General features: G+C 41.3%; 22 protein-coding genes. 11 read left to right on the top strand and 11 right to left on the bottom strand.

Going from position 1 to position 17,342, the window contains the following annotated elements; all coding sequences use genetic code 11:
• Position 1 precedes the first annotated feature (1 nt).
• The 4 genes from FJ354_03695 to FJ354_03680 are packed head-to-tail and all read right to left on the bottom strand — an operon-like array spanning position 2 to position 3,829.
• Positions 2-2,173 (bottom strand): CDC48 family AAA ATPase, encoded by a 2,172-nt coding sequence (locus FJ354_03695; GenBank protein ID MBM3905772.1) that lies wholly within the window; start codon positions 2,171-2,173, stop codon positions 2-4.
• A 4-nt stretch (positions 2,174-2,177) separates the two neighbouring features.
• Positions 2,178-2,459 (bottom strand): elongation factor 1-beta, encoded by a 282-nt coding sequence (locus FJ354_03690; protein ID MBM3905771.1) that lies wholly within the window; start codon positions 2,457-2,459, stop codon positions 2,178-2,180.
• Positions 2,460-2,462: 3 nt separating this feature from the next.
• Positions 2,463-2,642, bottom strand: a complete 180-nt coding sequence (locus tag FJ354_03685; protein ID MBM3905770.1) for a DUF1610 domain-containing protein — start codon at positions 2,640-2,642, stop codon at positions 2,463-2,465.
• 50 nt (positions 2,643-2,692) lie between these two features.
• A complete protein-coding gene (locus FJ354_03680; GenBank protein MBM3905769.1) occupies positions 2,693-3,829 on the bottom strand; it encodes an NAD(P)/FAD-dependent oxidoreductase in 1,137 nt (378 codons plus the stop codon).
• Between the two features lie 81 nt (positions 3,830-3,910).
• On the opposite strand from FJ354_03680, the gene FJ354_03675 reads away from it, so the two are divergent.
• From FJ354_03675 to FJ354_03650, 6 genes are all read left to right on the top strand, one after another.
• Positions 3,911-4,264 (top strand): peptidyl-tRNA hydrolase, encoded by a 354-nt coding sequence (locus FJ354_03675; GenBank protein ID MBM3905768.1) that lies wholly within the window; start codon positions 3,911-3,913, stop codon positions 4,262-4,264.
• A gap of 41 nt (positions 4,265-4,305) precedes the next feature.
• Positions 4,306-5,862, top strand: a complete 1,557-nt coding sequence (locus FJ354_03670) for a lyase (GenBank protein MBM3905767.1) — start codon at positions 4,306-4,308, stop codon at positions 5,860-5,862.
• Entirely contained in the window at positions 5,859-7,052 is a 1,194-nt protein-coding gene (gene truD / locus FJ354_03665; GenBank protein MBM3905766.1) for a tRNA pseudouridine(13) synthase TruD, read from the top strand. The genes FJ354_03670 and truD overlap by 4 nt, the downstream gene beginning before the upstream one ends.
• A 70-nt stretch (positions 7,053-7,122) precedes the next feature.
• Positions 7,123-8,289, top strand: a complete 1,167-nt coding sequence (locus FJ354_03660) for a glycosyltransferase family 2 protein (protein MBM3905765.1) — start codon at positions 7,123-7,125, stop codon at positions 8,287-8,289.
• Between the two features lie 42 nt (positions 8,290-8,331).
• Entirely contained in the window at positions 8,332-8,598 is a 267-nt protein-coding gene (locus tag FJ354_03655; GenBank protein MBM3905764.1) for a hypothetical protein, read from the top strand.
• A gap of 205 nt (positions 8,599-8,803) precedes the next feature.
• Entirely contained in the window at positions 8,804-9,169 is a 366-nt protein-coding gene (locus FJ354_03650; GenBank protein MBM3905763.1) for a hypothetical protein, read from the top strand.
• Between the two features lie 206 nt (positions 9,170-9,375).
• Here the strand turns inward: FJ354_03650 and FJ354_03645 are convergent, their stop codons facing one another.
• A complete protein-coding gene (locus tag FJ354_03645; protein MBM3905762.1) occupies positions 9,376-9,588 on the bottom strand; it encodes a hypothetical protein in 213 nt (70 codons plus the stop codon).
• A gap of 481 nt (positions 9,589-10,069) precedes the next feature.
• Between FJ354_03645 and FJ354_03640 the strand changes: the two genes are divergently transcribed.
• The gene (locus FJ354_03640; GenBank protein MBM3905761.1) at positions 10,070-10,759 is read left to right on the top strand and encodes a hypothetical protein; all 690 of its coding nucleotides are present in this window, start codon (positions 10,070-10,072) and stop codon (positions 10,757-10,759) included.
• Here FJ354_03640 and FJ354_03635 read toward each other — a convergent pair whose 3' ends face one another.
• Positions 10,760-11,029 (bottom strand): hypothetical protein, encoded by a 270-nt coding sequence (locus FJ354_03635; protein MBM3905760.1) that lies wholly within the window; start codon positions 11,027-11,029, stop codon positions 10,760-10,762.
• A 229-nt stretch (positions 11,030-11,258) separates the two neighbouring features.
• On the opposite strand from FJ354_03635, the gene FJ354_03630 reads away from it, so the two are divergent.
• Entirely contained in the window at positions 11,259-11,594 is a 336-nt protein-coding gene (locus FJ354_03630) for a hypothetical protein (protein MBM3905759.1), read from the top strand.
• Between the two features lie 114 nt (positions 11,595-11,708).
• On the opposite strand, the gene FJ354_03625 is transcribed toward FJ354_03630, so the two are convergent.
• Both FJ354_03625 and FJ354_03620 read right to left on the bottom strand, forming a co-directional pair.
• A complete protein-coding gene (locus FJ354_03625) occupies positions 11,709-11,945 on the bottom strand; it encodes a hypothetical protein (GenBank protein ID MBM3905758.1) in 237 nt (78 codons plus the stop codon).
• A gap of 204 nt (positions 11,946-12,149) precedes the next feature.
• Complete coding sequence (locus FJ354_03620) at positions 12,150-13,172, bottom strand: zinc-binding dehydrogenase (GenBank protein ID MBM3905757.1); 1,023 nt, start codon at positions 13,170-13,172, stop codon at positions 12,150-12,152.
• An 86-nt stretch (positions 13,173-13,258) separates the two neighbouring features.
• Here FJ354_03620 and FJ354_03615 point away from each other — a divergent pair, with 86 nt between their 5' ends.
• Positions 13,259-13,471, top strand: a complete 213-nt coding sequence (locus FJ354_03615; protein ID MBM3905756.1) for a hypothetical protein — start codon at positions 13,259-13,261, stop codon at positions 13,469-13,471.
• A gap of 35 nt (positions 13,472-13,506) precedes the next feature.
• The gene (locus FJ354_03610) at positions 13,507-15,537 is read left to right on the top strand and encodes a thioredoxin domain-containing protein (GenBank protein MBM3905755.1); all 2,031 of its coding nucleotides are present in this window, start codon (positions 13,507-13,509) and stop codon (positions 15,535-15,537) included.
• Here FJ354_03610 and FJ354_03605 read toward each other — a convergent pair.
• Together FJ354_03605 and FJ354_03600 are read right to left on the bottom strand one after the other, a co-directional pair.
• The gene (locus FJ354_03605) at positions 15,526-15,843 is read right to left on the bottom strand and encodes a hypothetical protein (GenBank protein ID MBM3905754.1); all 318 of its coding nucleotides are present in this window, start codon (positions 15,841-15,843) and stop codon (positions 15,526-15,528) included. The two genes, FJ354_03610 and FJ354_03605, sit on opposite strands and share 12 nt — an antisense overlap.
• Before the next feature lie 40 nt (positions 15,844-15,883).
• Positions 15,884-16,159 (bottom strand): hypothetical protein, encoded by a 276-nt coding sequence (locus FJ354_03600; GenBank protein MBM3905753.1) that lies wholly within the window; start codon positions 16,157-16,159, stop codon positions 15,884-15,886.
• A gap of 54 nt (positions 16,160-16,213) precedes the next feature.
• Here FJ354_03600 and FJ354_03595 point away from each other — a divergent pair, with 54 nt between their 5' ends.
• Positions 16,214-16,666: a hypothetical protein gene (locus FJ354_03595; protein MBM3905752.1), complete on the top strand. Its 453-nt coding sequence runs from the start codon at positions 16,214-16,216 to the stop codon at positions 16,664-16,666.
• Here the strand turns inward: FJ354_03595 and FJ354_03590 are convergent.
• Complete coding sequence (locus FJ354_03590) at positions 16,663-17,154, bottom strand: hypothetical protein (protein ID MBM3905751.1); 492 nt, start codon at positions 17,152-17,154, stop codon at positions 16,663-16,665. The two genes, FJ354_03595 and FJ354_03590, sit on opposite strands and share 4 nt — an antisense overlap.
• Between the last annotated feature and the right edge of the window lie 188 nt (positions 17,155-17,342).

Genomic DNA, 17,342 nt, shown 5'->3' with positions numbered 1-17,342 from the left:
TTTATCCGTAAAATGCTCTATCTCTTGACTTTGGTACGACATTAGAAATAGTTTCCCTTATTGCTAAATACCACTGGTCGACTTCCTTTGTGATTGATGGTCGAATCTTCTTGAGGGCGGCAGCAAAGTCTGTACTGTCTATTTTGGCGGAATTGTTCTGCATTGCGTGAACCCCGGCCTCTCTGCACAAAGCCGACAAATCAGCACCAGTATAATTTTGGGTAGAAACTGAGATCTCTTCTAGGTTTACGTTCTCAGACAGTGGCATCTTTTCTGTTAGAATTTTGATTATCTCAAGCCTTCCCTTTTCGTCTGACTGCTGGACATATAGTACTGGCTCTAATCTTCCCGGTCTGAGCAGTGAACTGTCTAGTAAATCAGGTCGATTGGTAATTCCAATCACTATTACGCGCGATGGCCCACTTTCCTCCATTTCTGTGAGGAGCTGACTCAGTATTGTTTGGCCTATTCCTGCCTCTTCGCCTGACTTTATTCTTGCAAGCGAGTCCATTTCATCAAATATTATAGTGCATGGCGCGGATGTCTTTGCCTTTCTGAAAATCTCTCTTATTGCTTTTTCCGATTCACCAATCCACTTTGATAGAATTTCTGGCCCCCTGACTAGGATCATGTTGCTTCCACTCTCTGTTGCAACTGCGCGCGCAAGAAGTGTCTTACCACATCCGGGTGGACCGTACAGTAAAATTCCTCGTGGAGGCTTGATTCCCATGCTGTAGAATTTTTGCGGCTCTTTTAGTGCAACTATGATGTTTTCCTGGAGCGACTTTTTGACTTCGTCTAGGCCTCCGACGTTTTTCCAAAATACCTTTGGTCGCTCTACATAGAATTCTCTCATCGCGGTGGGAACAACTTCATGTATTGCGTCGTAAAAGTCAGCTAGTGTTATTTCCATTGATTGCAATATCTCCGCAGATACTTTTTCCGTCTCTAGATCGATTTCTGGTAAAAATCTCCTAATTGCCTTGAGCGCCGCCTCTCTACACAACGACTTGATGTCTGCTCCGGTGTAGCCGTGCAATTCAGCTGCTAGTCTTCTTAACTCAACGTCTTCGGCAATCGGCATTCCTCGTGTGTGGATTTGCAAAATCTCTAGTCTTCCATCCACGTTTGGAACCGAGACCTCTATTTCCCTGTCAAATCTTCCAGGCCTTCGCAGTGCCGGATCCACACTGTCTGGTCTGTTTGTTGCGCCAAGAACAATGACGTTTCCCCTATCTGTGAGGCCGTCCATTAGTGCAAGAAGTTGTGCCACTACTCTTTTTTCGACGTCTCCGTATGCCTCTTCTCTTTTTGGGGCAATGGCGTCGATTTCATCAATGAATATTATGCTTGGAGAGTTGTCCTTTGCTTCCTTGAAAATGTCACGAAGCTTTGCTTCCGTTTCACCATAATACTTGTTCATTATTTCTGGCCCATTAATTGAAAACATGTTTGCCTCTGACTCTGATGCCAAAACTTTGGCAATGAGTGTCTTACCACATCCGGGTGGACCGTACAAGAGTATGCCACTGTGCGGCTCTATTCCTAGTCTGTCAAAGATTTCAGGATGTCGTAGAGGCAGCTCTGCAATCTCTCGCATTATTTTGATTTCATTTTTTAGTCCGCCTACTTCGTCGTATGTGACTCGGACTTTTTTGTCGATTGCCTTGTCTGCAGATATTACAAAGTCGGTACTCTTGTCTATTGTTACAATTCCCCTTGGGGAAATCTTGCTTATCTTGAAATCCATCGGGTTGCCCAAAATCATGACAGAGATTTCGTCCCCTTGACAGAACGGTAGTCCCTTGAGCCTGTTCTTTACAAAGTCGGTAAACTCCTTATCCACTGTTACAACGTCTGATACAGGTGTTAGTACAATTGACTTTGCTATTTTTGCTGATGCCTTTTTGATTTTTACTATATCGTTTAGTGCACTGCTAATGTTCTTTCTTGTCTGACCGTCGACGCGAACAACATCTGGGAACTTGTCGTCTTCATCCGTTGGCCATGCAACTGCACAGCTTGCCTTTTTACCGGTAATCTCTATGATATCTCCTGGATTTACTTTAAGAAAGTCAAACGCATCTGGACCAATTCGAGCTCTTTTCTTCCCAACATCTCTCTGCTTTGCCTCACCTACTCGCATTTGCAGAGGTTCATCTTTTTTGGCCACTGGATCACTTCACATCTACTGATTTACGACTCATGTTGAGTACCTCAAATTCGCTTACTCCTGCGACCGATCTGATGGTGTTCTCTAACATGTCCATCTGTCCTTCCTTATCATCTAAATCAAACTCTGCCTTTAGAAAGAATAGGCCAAAAGCAAGAGGCTCTTTAGTGTATTTTCCCATAGTGATACCACCCTCGAGTTTTGCCGAGATATTTCTTGCCAGATCGTCCAGATTGACTTCAGTGCCTTCTGGGAGGATCTTGGTTATCAAAAGTATTCGTGCCATTTCTTATGGTCCTGAAAACTTACAAGTAGGGCATGTGTATGTTCTTGCTGCCTCTCTGCAACTCTGACATCTCCATACCAAGACTGAGCCACATTCTGGGCACATAAATTTTACACAGTTGTCGTTTGGCATGATGTGTTTGTTGCAACAGCTGCAGACTGGAAGAGTCAGTGATGTTGACATGTGCTGTCTTTTTTAATATTCCATTTATAGCTTCCCAAGTGTTTTTTTGTCTAGTTGAGCAGCTTGCGTATTTCGCCGCCAAAAATAGTCTGCGCAATTTTGAGCGATCCTCGAAGTCCTAGCATTTTGATTATTGCCGACGTATGAAAATCAAAATCGTCATTGCTTGAGATATCTGATATCATTTCTGGAGTTATTGTGGAAAATATCTTATCTATAGTGGAATTGTCCAGTCGCTCTAGCATTTTTCTTGCAAAGAGTTGTTTTTCAAATTCCTTTCCGAATTTTTCAGTCCAGAGTTTTTGGTATGACTTGAGATCGTCTTTGTTATTCGATATCAAATAGTTTGAGATTGCTCTACCTGCCAAGATTCCGCCTACTCCACAAGAATAAATCCCACCCGCAGTAGTCGGCTTTGCCTGACCTGCAGCATCTCCGACAATAACTTTGTTTGACTCTAGAAAATCACCAAGTGGACCGTTAATCCAAATAGGCGCAAAGACCTTTCGGATAGTAGAATGTTTTCCCTTTTGCTCTAGGAATTTTTCTATTGCAGAAATGGCATTGATGCCTTTTCCTGCGACTCCAACCTTTCCCATTCCGTCCGCTGCAGGTATTACCCAAGAAAAGAATCCGGGATATTTCAGCGAGTCGAAATTCACTTCGACTAGGCCTTTTTGAATCCAATCTGCGTATATTTCGTATTGCGCAGATTGCAGGGTACCTGTTCGGTCCCTCTGAATTATGGATGTGATTCCTCTTGCATCCACCAAAATTTTACAATCAAATGTTCCAGCACTCGTTACTGCCTGGCCTTGCCTGAATTCCTTGAGTGATGTCTTTACTTCGATCTCTGCTCCATTTTTTTGCGCTTGATGGGCAATCTGCTTGTCAAGCTCACGTCTGTTGATCACAATGACATTCTGCTTTTTCGCATCAATGTCTAGCGTTTTTCCTCCAGGAGATGTCAGTCGAGCCTTTTGAATTGGATAGTCCAGAGTTTTGGTGGACGGTATTATTCCTAGATCCTGCAAACCCGATGCCGACACCAGTCCACCGCAATGCTCAGGCGAGCCGACCTCAAAGTCTTCTTCTAGTACTAGTACAGAATGTCCTGCCTTTGCTATCTCTCGTGCACAAAAAAGCCCTGCAACGCTTGCACCTGCAATTACAACATCATATGACAATTTGCTGTCTTTTGGAATGATTTCCTTTAATTCATTTCGGCAATATTTGCAAAGTTTTTCAATGTGATGCATGAAAAGTAGTTGTTGAGTCTAAAACAAGTCATAATAGTGCGGACAGACCTTGGAATGGGAAAAGGCAAGATTGCAGCTCAAGTGGGACATGCATGTGTACTTGGAGCGGAAAATGTTCGCAAGTCTCACCCTGATTGGTTTTCCAAGTGGTGGCAAGGCCAGGCAAAAATAGTACTCAAGGTAAATTCCGAGTCCGAACTTGAATCAATAAAACGAGATGCAATAGAGATGGGTCTTCCATGGTCTGAAGTCACTGATGCTGGACACACACAAATCGCACCTGGAACATTTACATGCCTTTCAATAGGTCCTGCCCCAGAAGATCATATTGACAAGATAACAAAAGAGCTCAAGTTACTCTGATGCCCAGAATAGATATAATGCGGTAAACAAAAACGTGACTTGTGAAGAAAAAGGGATTAGCAGTAGCAATATTCTTTGGAGTAATCCTACTAACATCAACACTTGCACTTGCACTAAATTCCAGCCCAAACCAGCAAAACCCACTTACAAAGACCACCATCACAGGAACGCCGGCAGACAACTTTCCGGATTTAGATAGACCAAAGTTTTGTGGCACCAGTAATGCAAAGTCAAATCAATATGTGACTGAATATAAAATTCCGACTGACTGCACCCAACCGCTAGCAATCACAACGGATGATTCTGGAAATGTGTACTTTGCTCAAACAAATACCGGCAAAATAGCAAAATTTGATCCAAACACTGAATACTTTGTGGAGTATCCAAACCCGGACTGGCCAGAGGGTGCGCGCTCTATGATGTGGGGAATTGATTATTCGTTTGGCGATGTTTGGTATACTGATGACTCGTTTGACTCTATCTGGAAATTTTCAACAACTGAAGAAAAATATGCTCGTGTGGGCTTTCCAACACAGGAAGACTCGCTACCGCAACACCTCAAGGTACTTGGTAACCAAGTTATTGTAAACGACTTTTATGAAGGTAAAATCAGCCTCTATGATAGCACACAAACATCAAAAGACAAAAAATACACAAACATCCCAACTCCGATTCCTGGCTCTTTTGTTGGCGGATTCGATATGGATTCTGATGGAAACCTCTGGTACACAAACTGGATGCTCAGACAAGGCGGCGCACTCATAAAATTCAACTATAACTCATTTGCAGACCATGTCGCATCAGGCACTGGTAAAAATGTAACAGTGCTGGACTTTTCAGAGACATTCAACCTACCTCAATCAATTGGTGCTCCAAACGGACTTGCAGTGGACAAGCACGGAAATGTCTGGCTTGCAGATACTGCCAGCAGCAACTTTTACAAGTTTACAGAATCGGCTGAATCCTATACTAGATACACTACTCCAATTGCACCGCTTGCAACATATGGCAATGCAACAGGCGTGATCAAGACTCCTGTCAGCCAACCATATTGGGCGCAAATTGAAGGCGACAAATTATACTTTAATGAGCAGGCATCAAACGCACTGGCTGTATTTGACATTGAGCAAGAATATCTGGTGGAATATCACGTCCCATCAAGAAACCCGAACTGGGCCGACTGTGGTGATAAATCTGACTGTGGAATTGCGCAGGTCTTTGGATTTGACGTTGCTGGAGACCAAATTTGGTTTACCCAGTGGGTTGAAAACAAAATTGGCAAAGTAGACCTTGCAGAACCACTATCGGCAACCGTTTCTGCATCAAGCAAGCAAGTAACGATTCAAAGGGGACAGACTGCATTAGCTGACGTGATGATATCTACAAACCAAAACACGGAAATCCTATCAAAGGCAACATCCGAGTTCTCCGACATTAGAGTAAAAATCCCAATTTCAACAATCTCTGAATCGCAGTCAGTCCCAGTATCCATTGTGACTAGCCCGTCTGCTCTTCCTGGCACCTACAAGGTCCTAGTCTCTGCAAGAACTGCGGATGTAACCGTGTCTGAATTTATCACAGTAACAATAACGCAGTGATTCCAAAAATAGACTCTGATATTGGAATAGGACTGTACACCACAAAATTTGTAGGCTGTGGTGGAAAGATCCGCACCCGGCTTGAAGATTTTTTAGTATCGGAGGTTCTAGGCAAAAAGACTCTTGCATCACTTTGTGATGAAGGTTATGCCGTATACCGACTGAAAAAATCTGGTATCGACACGAATCATGCACTTGATCTGGTTTTCAAAAAAACCGGTGCAAGGCTTAAGGCACTGGGGCTCAAAGATGCTCATGCCGTAACTATGCAATATGTATGCTCTATGGCAATGGGAAAAGCGATTGCAAATTATTCCGACGGCAAGATCATACTGGAAAGAATTGGATTTGCAAAAAAACCACTCTCTGCAAAAGACATGACTGGGAATAACTTTGTCATACGTATAGATGGTGCAGACCAATTACTATCTAGTTTTGCAGAATCTAACAAAATTCTGAATTTCTACGGATACCAAAGATTTGGCTCCAAGCGGCCAGTAACACACCTGATTGGCAAGGCAATAATCCAAAAAAGATTTTCAGATGCAGTAAGCCTGTTATTGTCTTTTACTTCACAATATGATTCGCAGGAAAATACCGAGCTACGGCAGGAAATGACAGATCCGGATAACTATTCCAAAGTACTGGATGTAATTCCTCCACAAATGGATTTGGAAAAAATTGTCCTACTGCAAATGGTAGAGCATGGCGACCCTCAAAAGGCACTCCACGAATTACCAATTGGGATTCGTAGGCTGTATGTTGAGGCTTACCAGTCATACCTGTTCAATCTCACACTAACTAGTGCGTACAATTATGGCGAGGAACTCTTTGTGCCGCAACAAGGTGATGTCTGCTTTGACAAAAACGCCAAGCTTGGCAAATACCAAATGGACGACTCACAAAAACTAGCAATTCCGATGGTTGGCTTTTCCTATTTCAAAAAGACCAGATTCGACTATCACATTTCCAAAATACTGGAGCAAGAACAAGTCAAGCCGTCTGATTTCTATCTAAAGGAAATGCAGGAATCATCCAACGAGGGCGGATTTAGAAGCGCCGCCATACAATGTGATGAATTTACAATAAAGTCTGATACGGTAAGCTTTACACTTCAGCGCGGATCGTTTGCCACAATGATAATGCGCGAAATAATCAAGCCGCAGTGCCCACTTGATGCTGGTTTTTAAAGAATTTAGCTCATCCGTTAACTGATTTTAATAATCATTTAATACTCTAAAACTTGGGCAAGAATCAATCATGAAATACAACGAGATCCCTAGTGGTACTCAGGTATCTATTATCATCCCAACATATAATGAATCACAAAACATTCTCAAAATTCTAAAATCAATTCAGGATAATTTGCCAAAGAACACTCGGACACAAACAATAGTAGTTGACGACAATTCCCCGGATGGGACAGGTAAGCTGGTCGAGGAATACATGCAAAGCGTCAAAAAGTTTGCAAATAACACCATCGAGGTAATACATAGAAAGACAAAGGACGGACTAGCATCTGCAATACTCAAAGGCGTGCAACTTGCTACTGGTAATACCATAGTTGTCATGGACAGCGATTTGTCGCACCCTGCAAACCTCTTGCCAAAAATGATTGATGCACTAAAACACCCAAAATATGATATTGTCGTCGCATCGCGTTACGTAAATGGCGGCGCCATTGTCGGTTGGACCAGAAAAAGAAAATTACTATCCAAACTTGCGACATTTATCGCAAAACGCGGCCTTGGAGTAAACACCAAAGATCCAATGTCTGGCTTTTTCGCATTCAAAAAACCAGTGATTCAGGGCTTAAGCTTTGACGCAATAGGCTACAAGATGCTGCTTGAAATCCTAGTAAAGGCAAAAAACGCAAACGTCTTGGAAATCCCCTACACATTTACAAACCGGGAATTAGGAAAAAGCAAGCTTGACTCTAAAACAATATTTGATTATTTTAAGGCAGTCTGGAAGCTATATCGATACGGCAAGGAGGCAAACAAGGAAGAAAGACGCAATTCTGTCATGTTTTTCTCAAAGGCAGGTAGATTCTACTCTATCGGCGCAATCGGCCTTGCCATAAACTATGTTGTCTCGTCGCTCTTTACTGACGTGGTTTCGGATCTGTGGTATTTGCACGCAACGATAATTGGTATTGCAGTGTCAATGTCTAGTAACTTTATTCTCAACAAAATATGGACCTTTGGGGACAGCAACTTCGAGCTAAGGCAGACATCTATCCAATATGCTAAATTCATAGGCCTAAGCTCGCTTGGTGCACTAGCACAGCTTGCAATCGTGTATTTGCTAGTTGATCACAACAAAATGGACTATCCAATAGCACTTGTTCTGGCGGTTGCAACAAGCGCACTATCTAATTTTGTATTGAACAAAAAACTGACATTCAAAGAAAAAATCTGGTCTTAATTTCAGAAAGATAAAATACCTATACTAGTTAACGCCAAATCGATGATGGATCCAATCTTCATTGTAGCTATAGTATTTCTGGTACTAGGCGGAGCCTTTGGAGGCTATGTCGTAATTCACAAAGAGATCGTCATCAAACCACTGGAAATAGAAGAACACGAAATAGTGGAAAAAATGTCATGCGATGAACTTAGTAAAAAGCACGAATCGGGACAATACTGGTCTTTTAATAACTGGAAGCTTGGCAACTCCAAAATCTGCGGCTGCCCGAACCCACCACCACAATGCACCGGTGGCGGCGGACACTAGATGATTTTAATTTTTGATTTATATTTTTACAAATAATGTCTGGCTTTTCCGTATCAAAGGTACAGGGTAGTAAAACATCATAGACAACTCGGCAAAGATTGCGCAACTGGCACAACCAAGTGGTCTGTTCATTTCTGGAAACGCACTGAATTTTGCAGACAGCGAAACATCCGCATAAAGAAAAATCGACCTTGCTACAAACGCCGTGCAATCTTTGGTTGGCTATGGATTATTCGAGTTTGGCCACGAAGATGGTACTGCTGACTATGCGCTATTTCAGCATCCTCTGAGACTGTGCGCAACATCTGAGGCAATATTTATTGCAGACACGTACAATTCCGTAATTCTAGTAATTGATCTGAAAACAAGTCAAGTTTACACGCTTATTGGCAAGACACAAAAAGACATCGTCTGCCTTCCAGATAATCCACCATGCAATATTTTGGGACTGTACGAGCCTAGTGATGTGGAATTATACGTTGGAAAACTCTACATCACAGAAACGAACAACCATCTGAACCGCGTCTTTGATCTTCAGACAAACACATTATCTATACTGGAGATAAAATGACCCAGACTGCATATGTGTAATAGTTAGCTGCATTATGGGACAAGAGCATTCCATTCTGGAGAAAATCATCACATTTGCTCAGGTAAAAACAACAATGATAACATATGGCGAATACAACATTGTCGCAAATCTAGACACAAGTATATCTAAGAAATAACAGAAATAATTTCCTCAAAAATAAACAAATCCAAAAAAATTAAGCACTATTACCTTGCCCGTAATCTAGCTCGCACATACAAGAACACACCAACTCCACAGACCGCAACTCCAGATAACACAATTGCGCTTCCGTAGTAGATCCAGTCCTTGTTATAGTACATAAACGAGGATTCCGGCCCAACGACTCCTCTGCCTTGGTATTGGAACAACACACCAAAGCAAATCATTATCGCACCAATTATCATGGCGATCTTTTTCATCAAGTATTGGCGGATGTTGTCTCTGTTAAATGCTTGCAAGCCTGATAATCATAAAATAGTTTTATTTGTATTCAGTATCTCACAAAAAGCATCAAGTATGTAGTAATTATTGCAGTTGTATTTACAACAGGCTTACTTTTTTTTGAAGCTAACCTTTATCCAGATGCAGCGAAATCCAGTGGAAGAAAAAACCAATAGTTTGGAAAAAGACCACAAATCCAAGTTTCGGCACATGTTACTACACATCCGACCCTTCACTGAAAAAGTATGTCGACCCTGAGAAAAACAAGCCTGAGCAAGACGATCTTATTCACTACTTAAAGAATGAACAAAATCCGCAAGCAGCACGATTGAACAAATAAACAAAAAGACAAAAACCTGCAAAATACGCCTAGCCCTCTTTTTTAATACACTAAAGTTGATAACAAGACCAAATGATTTTCCGTCATTTTCTTTAATCTGGTTTCATCAAGGTTCAAAAATGTTCAATTGGAGCGCAGATGCAGAAGGTGAGCGACGCTTTTCATTTGTTAATATCATTATCTTTGCCTCGGCTGCATCTATTGCAATTTTGCTATTCTTGGTCTTTGCGCCGCAGATTCGAGAGCTCACACAAAGCACTCCGTACCTAATAGAACTAGCATATTTTCCAACAATCTTTGTCGGGTTTTTGTTTGGACTAAAGCTGACCGAACGAGCAATTAGTCCTGCGGAAACGCGCAGCCCAATCAAGCGAGGAATAATCAAGATCCTACTTTTCTTCTTTATTATAGGAGGACTCTTCAGCTCGGTAAGCTTCGCATTAAACGGCGGAATTCACCTGCCTGAAAAGCCGATACTTGAGATGGGCCTAGCAGATTGGGTTACCCAATTTAGCTCGCACAATGGTGGCCTTACATTTCTCATTGTCACCAGCATTTCGCTGATGGCAGTTGCCACAAAGAGAATCATAGGACTACAAGGAATAGTTAACAGCATATCGACGTTTTTTGGCACATTCATATTTTTCTCTATGGTTGCATTGAGCCTATCGCATACAGAGCCTTCGTCATCCCAAGTATACCTGTACACTTTTTACCATGCGGGAATAATTGGTGGGGCTCTATACAAAATGAACAAGCTCACATCAAAAATGAACATGTGGGAAGACTTTGCTAATGGGTATAGGTAACTAGGGATTATTTGATACGTCCATTGACTCGTCAAGACTAGGCGAGAGATTAACTTCCTCTAAGGCTTTTTCCTCTTCATTCTTTAGATTCATTTCCTCAAGGAATTGCTTGTATTGGTATTGTCTTTCCTTGCTTATTCTGTCAGCGTATAACACATCGTCTCCAATTGCTAGATACAGCAAGGCAATAACTACTAGGGATGCGGCAACCAAAATCATGGAATAGCCTACCGTTCGATAATTGTGTGGATTTTTTTCTTTGCTTTCCATCGTACTGCCTTAATTCTGAGGATGATTTATCCCTTTTTAGTTTTTTTGCACATTTTTGATCCTACCTGATCAGTTGTGCATCGGATTGAACACACAGATCCTTATGGATTGGTATCATTATACTATAATTCCTGAAGTTCTTGCGGCACCTCTTCGTGGGTGCTTGTCCAGAATCATCCTTCAGCTTTTTCACAAAAGGCACAAAACAGGCCTAGTTCAATCCAAAACAATGGCAATTCAGATCCTAAACTACGAGTTTTTGGGACCAATTCGACTATCAGAGTGGGGACCGCCAATGGAAGAAGTCTTGTATATCATTTTGTCAAAAAGCAAAGAAGCATTTCAGATTATCCATGTGGGAGAGTCTGGCAAAACAGACGATGCGGGATTCTTCACCAAACATGACAAGTTCAAGTGTTGGCTCTCACATGCATCGGAACAAAACCTGCATCTGTGCATTTACCCGATGTGGGGCTCTGAGCAAAACCAAAGACAAAGAATTGTACATAAAATCGCAGAAAAATATATTCCACCGTGCAATTCAAATGATACTAATATCGAATAATAATATCATTATACTATGAACTGTCCTTGCTGTGGCGGAATAATGGAAAAAACCCAAGATCTCGGGTCTAGTATTTTGATGAAATGCAAGGAATGTGGCTTGTCTGATACTATATTAAAGTAAGTCTGTTTTCTTTTTGATTTCAAATATCTGTAATGTCAGTAGGTCTAGTGCTTTTTTTAGGTGATCAAACTCGTTAATCGAATGAATCTGACCTTCAACCAGTCTGCGCAAAACCTTGACTGTGCCCTTTTGGAATTCGTCATGAGCGACAATCTCCAATGCATTTAGCTTTGATAGCATGACATCCAGCTCTTTTTTAATATCATTTGGTGACTGGTGGTTTCCCATAGTATTCACTCTGATAATTTCAATATGAATCACATGAGCTCTTCATCTAGCTTTTCAATGGATTCTACAAATTGTCTGCAAGGACATCCCGGTATGGCACACTTGCCGAGCTTTAGGAATGAATCGTTTTTTGATTCTTCATGGGCCTGCCTGACGTGGTGGCAACGCTTACAGTTCACGAAAACAATTTTGGTTTTGGTTTATTTAAGGCGTAAGAACTGCACGAGCCTCTATTCTGGAATATTTGAGATCCTCTAGTACGCAATTTGCCTGCTCCAGCGGAAATGACTTGAAGATTACTCTCAGGTCGTTTTGTTTTGCCAACCTTACCACATCTGCCATGTCTGATCTAGAGCCAATCATAGTTCCACGCAGAGTTTTTTCTGTAAATACATCAAAGTTTGGAATATTTGCCAGTACTCCAAGGACTATGGTTCCACCCTTTTTGACAGAATTGATTGCCAAGTCCACTACTTTTTCTGATGGCGCAAAGACAATTGCCGAATCGAGTAGTCCTTCCTCTTTTTTTAGTGTAGAGAGAAACTCACTTTGCTCTGTAAACTGGATTACGTTATCGGCTCCGACTTTTTTTGCCAAATCTAGATGAGTCTTGTTTCGAGCAACTCCTATCACGCGCATTCCTTCCAATTTTGCAAACTCTACTGTTAGATGGCCGACACCGCCGACACCAAAAATACCGACTGTTTTTTGTCTTGCAGGCTCGGATGCCTTGACTGCCTTGTATGCGGTAATTCCGGCGCAAAAAAGAGGCGCAGCATATTCGGATTTCATAGAATCTGGAATCGGCGTTGCAAAGTCTTCTGTTACTGTGATGTACTCAGCATACCCGCCAAGCATTGTCTCGCCCGTGATCTCTGCATGTTCACAGAGGTGCTCTTTTCCAGTTTTGCAGTAATCACAATGCATGCAGGAGCCGTGAAGTGGTGATATTCCTATTCTTTGTCCAGCTTTGAGGGTTTTTACACTGGGTCCTATCTGGGTTATAGTTCCAACAATTTCATGCCCGGGAATGGTTGGTAATGTAGGAGGAATCCCATACTTTTGCCAGTCTCCCTCTATTCCGTGGAGCTGTGATCTACAAACTCCGCAAGCCTCTATTTTGACTAGTATCTCGTTGTTCTTTTTTATCTTATGAGTTTCAATGTCCCGCAGTTGTAATGGCTTACCCTCAATCGGCCCAAGCCTTTCTAGTATCATTGCGCGCATTATTAATTACGATAATGCCGAGCTATTTCTTACTTTAGACAAAAAATTAAACTCTGGTAATTGGATAGTAGTATGTGGCTGAATTTATGCCAGATGACAAAAGGCGAATAGAACTATTGGAAGTTGTCTCAAAGAGGGGACTTAAGACACTATCTTTGGAGGACCTGAAGGAATTGATCATCTTGGTGGAGAAAAAGGATTATTCTCAAAACAATAAGGCACAAAAATCCAAGATGAAGTTGTTGGCGCAAATCAATGCTCGCGTATATGACATTGAAGAAAAGACCTGGTTTAAATAAAAAATACAAATACTAAAACGAATCAGGCAAATTTATTGGTAGAAAATAAATTAGCACATGAGACCAGCCCATATCTTTTACAGCATGCACACAATCCGGTAAACTGGTACCCGTGGGGCAAAGAGGCACTAGAAAAGGCAGTAAATGAAAACAAGCCGATTTTTCTCTCAGTTGGATATAGCTCGTGCCACTGGTGTCACGTAATGGAGCACGAGTCATTTGAAAACGAAGAGATTGCCAAAACAATGAATGAGAATTTTATATCCATCAAAGTAGATAGGGAGGAGCGGCCTGATCTGGACGACATTTACCAAAAGGTCTGCCAGATGGCAACAGGACAAGGAGGCTGGCCGCTAAGCGTGTTTTTGACACCTGACCAAAAACCCTTCTATGTTGGGACATACTTTCCAATTTTAGATAATTATGGTAGGCCTGGCTTTGGAAGCTTATTGCTTCAACTGGCACAAGCCTGGAAGGAAAAACCAAATGACGTAAAAAAGGCATCAGAGAATTTTATGCAAAACCTTCGGGGAGCAGAAATGGTAACAACTCCTGCAACACTAGAAAAAGCAATTCTTGATGAGGCAGCAATGAATCTTTTTCAGATTGCTGATAACGCATATGGTGGGTTTGGTCAGGCGCCAAAATTTCCGAACGCCGCAAATCTTTCGTTTTTACTGCGATATGCAAAAATCTCCAATATATCAAAGTTCTCGGAATTTGTATTCAAGACACTGAACAAGATGGCTAAGGGCGGAATCTTTGATCAGATTGGTGGGGGGTTTCACCGCTACTCAACTGATGCACGCTGGCTTGTTCCACACTTTGAAAAGATGCTATATGATAACGCATTATTGCCAATTGTGTATGCCGAGGCATACCAGCTAAGCAAGAATTCATTCTATTTGGACATAATTGACAAAACTCTGGGATTTGTCTTGCGCGAGATGACCTCGCCAGAAGGTGGGTTCTACTCCGCATTGGATGCCGACTCTGAGGGTGAAGAAGGCAAATTCTATGTCTGGAGCAAAAAAGAGATCAACCAAATCTTGGGAAAAGACGCCGACGTGTTTTGTCTGTATTATGATGTTACAGATGGGGGCAACTTTGAGGGCCACACTATATTGAATAATTCAATTGCCGCATCTGCAGTCGCATTCCATACTGGAATCACCGAGGATACAGTAAGGACAATACTGGCCGAGTCCTCAAGAAAACTCCTAGAAGCACGCTCAAAGCGCATCCGACCAAGTCTTGATGACAAAATAATAACGTCCTGGAACGCATTGATGATATCTGCATTTGCCAAGGGCTACAGAGTAACTGACAATCCAACATACCTGAAGGCGGCAGAAAACTGTATTACATTCATCGAGAAAAACCTTCTAGCAGGCGACTCAGTTCTTAGAACATACAAAAACGGCAAGGCAAAACTATCTGCATATCTTGAGGATTATGCATATCTTGTCAATGCACTAGTTGATCTCTTTGAGGTAAAACCTGATGAAAAATATTTGGCACTGGCAGAAAAACTTGCAAAATATCTAGTTGAGCATTTCTGGGATGAGGCCAATTCTAGCTTTTACTTTACCGCCGACAATCACGAATCACTTATCATACGACCAAAGAACAACTATGATTTGTCGATGCCGTCTGGCAACTCTGTTGCAGCAAATGCATTGCTGAAACTATACCACCTGACGCAGAACAAAAAATTCCATGAGATATCTTCTAAAACAATGGAGGCATTTGCAATAATGGCCGCAGAAAACCCGTTTGGGTTTGGGTATTTACTAAATGCAATTCATCTACACCTGCAAAACCCAACTGAAATAACACTGTTAAACCCACAAAACAAAACCATCTATGATGATCTAACAAAACGATTCCTACCGGAATCAATTCTAGTCACAATACAAAGCCAAGTCCAGATGCAAGCCCTAGAAAAATATCAATACTTTGCTGGTAAACAATTTGAAAATGACACGACAGTATTTGTTTGTAAAAACTTTAGCTGCTCATTACCACTAAAAACCACATCTGAAATAGAAAAGTTACTTTCTTAGAGTTATTTCAAGTACTTCGCCTACTTGGGGTCGTCCAAGTCTTTCATAGCGAACCTTTGGCATCGTAATGGATATGGTGGTCTGATCATACGTCTTTATCTTAACTGTCGGCTGTGCACCCAAAATAGCCTCTAGTAATGGTTGAACTTGCTCTTTTAGTTCCGGGTCTAGCTTTTTTGCAACGGAATCCAGGATCATCTGTTTTTGTGAGATTGGCTCGGTTTGCACGTCTTCTGCAAGAGAAATCTGCACTATTGCTCCATTATCGACTATTTGGTGGATGCGGTATTTTGTAATGTCTGCCAATGCTGGTAAGTTTTTGTAACGGGATTTAATCCATTCTGGGTTATCCCAGTATTGCCTTTTTGATGAGTGCTGCCTTGTTTTTGATTATTTTGTTGAATTCCTGCATATCGTCTAGGTCGACTGTTCTTTTTTCGTTTTCATATGCCCTCAAAAATGCAGAATATACACATCCAACAATCATTCCAAATGTCGCATCCTCTACTGATGTTAACTCTGGGGAATAATTTTGCACAATTTGCCTAAACGACTCGGCTTCGCTTATGTAATAATCAATCTGACTATCAAGAAAATCACGGGTGTATTTTGTTAGCGCCACTCTGTAATTTCCGGTTTGATGATTTATTAACATTGAGAGCAAACTCAGCATAACATGTGGAAGTTAGATCTGGATTCAGATTTTTTTAGAATTTTGGACAAGGACCGTAAAATTGCCGGCTACTTTTGGCCTGACTATGGGCAGATTCTGCCTGAAAACAAGTACGACGAAATTGTAGAAAAAATGCACAAAAACCATGACACCATTCATGGCGGATTTGTTACTGTGCCGATGGTAAAGTTTGGAATTTTTGATAACAACCAGGAAATGGATGTAATGCAATTATCAAGCAAAATAGATGACATCCAAGCAAGATTGGACGTGTGGAAGGAATTTTTGCTCGAAAAACAAATGCAGCACTCTATTCAAATGTCTCATACAGACAACGATATGCTTAGTTTGAGTTTTCCAGTAAAGTTCTCACAGGGCGTGCCACTTGAGAAAGAAAATCTACTTGATGCGTTATCTTCAACATTAGATTTGTTATCTCAAAAATGCTTACTCTAGTTTTGGCCTACCTTATTTTTTACCTCATTAAACAAAACAAGGCCTGCCATCTCATTTTCAAATGATTCCTGAAGCAATATGTCTGAGCGTATCTTATGTGAAGTGTTGTTGGTTGCAATCCATTCTATGAGATATTGATCACTTTCAAGCTGTTTTTCAGTCGATGTTTTGAAGAGTTTTACTGATTTAACAAATGATTCAGGCGGAGTAATCAACTCGTAAGATTTGAGTATTTCTTGCATTTTCCTAGTATGGATTTCTCCAAATTCTAAAAATTCTTTCTTTTCTACGGATCCTTCATCAAGCATTGCCTTCATTGAATAAAATTCCGTTTGGGTTTTTTTCAACTCATCCTGTATTGTCTGAAGGTTATCGCCAAATACTTTGCCACGATTTTTTGCCTGATCTGCTGAATATACGAACAATATTGCCAATGCGATAATTATTGTTCCTGTGATTCCAGCAATGTGAATGGCCTTCATCTTCAAATTATTTAGTATTGTTTTTGAGGCACGATATTAATTATTGGTCAAACTAATCTGTCCGAGTTGACTGGCAGCACATCAGACAATGACTTTCTCTCTGGTTTTGTCAGACTTCAGCAGGACCAAGAACCTAAGTGTGACTGCATTCGGCAATGACTATCAAAACATCCAGCAAGAATTACGTTTGTAGT

The organism is Nitrososphaerota archaeon (assembly GCA_016872055.1).
GTDB lineage: Archaea > Thermoproteota > Nitrososphaeria > Nitrososphaerales > Nitrosopumilaceae > Nitrosotenuis.
The sequence above is the reverse complement of the archived record's forward strand: the minus strand, read 5'-3'. Positions and strand labels throughout refer to the sequence as shown.